Annotated in this window: 2 protein-coding genes; one reads left to right on the top strand and one right to left on the bottom strand. The window is 44.4% G+C overall.

The features are described 5' to 3' along the window. Positions 1–380, top strand: a 380-nt coding sequence (locus KDK14_RS20105) for a hypothetical protein (protein ID WP_257267010.1), incomplete at its 5' end; no start/stop codon positions are given. 67 nt (positions 381–447) lie between these two features. Here KDK14_RS20105 and KDK14_RS20100 read toward each other — a convergent pair. Further along, positions 448–3,009 carry a hypothetical protein gene (locus KDK14_RS20100; protein WP_257267009.1) on the bottom strand — a complete coding sequence of 854 codons (2,562 nt, stop codon included), beginning with the start codon at positions 3,007–3,009 and terminating at the stop codon, positions 448–450. Positions 3,010–3,242 lie beyond the last annotated feature (233 nt).

Below are 3,242 nucleotides of genomic sequence, written 5' to 3'. Positions count from 1 at the left end.
GTCATGTTGAGTGTTGTCATGTTGAGTGTTGTCATGTTGAGTGTTGTCATGTTGAAGCATCTTCTTCGTTTAATGCCGGAGATATTATGGAAGCGGGTTATGGTGAGAAGCTCTTGGCTGATATTTATCTGCCTGCACAATTCCAGACTGTAACTATAGAGTCAGAAACAAATTCAGCAGCTCAAGGCTGCCTGACTTCACACCCGTATTCAACCATTCAGGGCAACAAGCGTGACAATGGCGACAGCGGTGCGCCGATTGACGGTGCGCCGATTGACGATGTCAATCATTCTTCGAACCTGCCAGAAAATATTAATAGCGGTTGTGGTAATCAGGGTGATAGGAACATATATATGCCCATGCAAATAACCAGGATTTAGATATAGCGCGTTGCAGTTATAAGCAGCGCTCTTGAATAACCGGGAACTGAGCCTGTATAAGCGTTCCTTATGACTGCTTCACGTCACGTTGAACTTTGGTAAGCGTAACCTGCTGTCGCTTAATCAGTTCCAAGTCGAGCGAGTCAAAATAGTCGAAAGGTGCTTTTCCTTCCAGAAGTTTCACTGTCTCACCTTTTTCAGAATATACGTGGTAGTAAAGAGGCAGCTCCATCTCTTTGGCAATGTCCCGTGCGGCATCAATGAACATTAAATTAGTTTTTTTGTAAAGAACTTCCGGATAGGCCTTCTCAAGAAATAATGCAGGGCGATCATCCTGATCCAACACCATGCGTATCACACTCCTGCTCTGGATATTGCCTTTTTGGCTCTTTCTGACAATCATGGCATTTCGTCCATCCATCACATAGCTCATGAGCGCCTTGTTACCGATATACAGAGACTTTGCCGGTGATAGGCAGGTTGTGGCTTCAAGTCCACTAATAAAAAGGTCCCAGGGATCTTCTGTCAGCTCCAGGGTTTCCCGGGGTGACACCAGCTTGTTTTTGGTTGTCTCACTGAAGTGACTGAAATTCTTCCCCCAACCTGCCTGGAATTTGGGGTATATCTTGTAAACGGCCTGCAAGTGTGGATTGTTCAGTGGTGACTGCCTGGTCTGAATAAAAGTATTGTCAGCAATACTCTTGATAAACTCACGGGTAAGCTCGGTAATTTCTGTATTCCCGAATTCTATTACTGATGCCATGTAAGACGGCAGGAGATGGTAATATCGTTGTTCAAATAGCCATTGCGAGACTCCTTTACTTGTTCCCATTAAAGCGTCACTTCCTATTTCAGCAATCAGCAATGGTAATCCTTCTTTCTGACAGCTGAAGCCCAGGCTGTCCAGAAACTCATTAAAACGGTCTCCCATTTTGAAGGTCATGTGCAGTAAACCCAGTTTTTCATACGTCAAATTTTGAGTGAGTTTTTTCAGGATCGGCATTACCAGGGTCTTGTTCATAAGCTTGTTGGCCAATGCCTGCTCAAGCGTCGCCAGCCACTGATGGAAAACCTTGCCATCTCTGAGCTGCCGCCTGCCAGTGCTGGATTTCTGCAAATATTTATTGAGTTCCTCTACGTTAGCTTCCGAGATTATATCCGGTACAAATGCCAGCAACTGCAGGGGGGCCAGTCGCAAATGAGGGCCACCCTTGATTACGGGCTCACCCAGTAACTGCTGTATTTTCGGGGTGCTCTGAACCAGACGGGCCAGCCCACTGATCAGATAGGGAATATTTTTTTTATTGCCATGTGCCATGATGGCATCGACAAAAAGAGTCAATACTGAAATATCCATAATTTGTCTGGATGATTTGCAAGCCGCAATGACCATCAACAGTCGATGCACTTGTGCTTTGATATCGAGCTTGCCTTCAGGTAGTAATGTAGTGGCAACGTTTGTTTCCAGTTGGTTAACTGCAGGGATTAATACCGGTGAATATTCCGGGGTCATGTTACCAATGTTTGCCCTGAGTGCCGTTAGATACTTGTCCAGCGGTTTGCTTTCAAGTAAAGCAAATCCTTTGACATCACTGAGTTGTTTCAGATTTTCAAACTGTGAGACAGTATGGGCAGGTGCTTTCAATAAAATGGCCACGGCATGGATATAACGGCAATAATCAATGGAATTCGGTTGCTTCGACAAGTAGGCCAGCTCTTTGACAATATGCCAGATGCATGAATCGGTGATATACAGAACAGAGCGAATGTACGACGTTAACTCAGCAATATCAGCCTCATTGGAATAACCGGAACAAGCTGCATACAGAAACAGCAATCTTCTTATACAGACGTTGAAATCATCATTATCTTCAAATCTTGATAACTGCCCACTTTCGTTAACTCTCGGAATAAATTTTTTTTCAATATTATCAACTTCACTCAACAGTTGTCTGGCAAGTTCGTTGTTTTCCGATTCAAGGATTTTTCTGATTTCCAAAAGACTGTCCCTGATCAATTTATCACAGGCGAATGCTGTCAGCCCTTCATGAATTTCAACGAGCTCATCTGCCATAGAGGGCGTATCAGGCAAGCGTTGAAACAGGTTCTTTGCCCCCTCGAATCGGGTGGAAAAAGGAATCCCCGCTAGCCGCCAACAGAACCCTGTAAGTGGCTTTGTATCCTGTTCGTTAGCAGCCAACATAACCTGGAGTTTTTCAGCCCCGGTTAATGAGTTTGTTTCAGCTAACTTGCTTGCCATGTTCGTAGAGCCAAACTTTGAGGACTCGATAAAAACCGCACACAGTACCTCTTTGGTTGGTGACCTTTCTATTGCACCGTATTGAAATTCATCCCACAGTTTTCTGGCAGCCATCTGAATAGCTTTGGATTTTGAATTGGATAGTTTTGTCTTGATATCGGGTTGAAGATCAACCAGCCGTTCAAGCAGCTGTTTACTGCCAGCGGTATTGAAGGTTTGCTCTGACAGTTCGGTGGTGCCACCGTGCAGTTCTATCTGCCTGCCAAGGTACTGAATGGCACCATCTTCAGCTGAAAAGCCAATGGATGATGTCATGATGATTTCATGGAGTATCTCTGGTGTCTGGCCATTTAATTGATAAGGATTCATTTTAACGTCCTTCCACGGTTGTATAATTTATGGCTGTTTTGCATCCCGTTGTACATGGGTAAGGTAACTTCCTGTCTCTCCAGTATTCCGCTTAATGCGTCAAAATAGTCCAAAGGCGCTCTTCCTTCCAGAAGTTTCACTTCGTCACCTGTCGGGTAATCGTAAGTGCTCAAAAACCACGGGTATAAGGCAAAATTTCCCGTAGTCGTCTACATTTATTACTCATGACTTTT

The organism is Endozoicomonas sp. ONNA2 (assembly GCF_024606365.1).
Taxonomy (GTDB): Bacteria; Pseudomonadota; Gammaproteobacteria; order Pseudomonadales; family Endozoicomonadaceae; genus Endozoicomonas.
The sequence above is the reverse complement of the archived record's forward strand: the minus strand, read 5'-3'. Positions and strand labels throughout refer to the sequence as shown.

Excerpts from the sequence above, each read along its gene's own strand:
- KDK14_RS20100 (WP_257267009.1), bottom strand. The coding sequence starts at position 3,009 with ATGAATCCTTATCAATTAAATGGCCAGACACCAGAGATACTCCATGAA.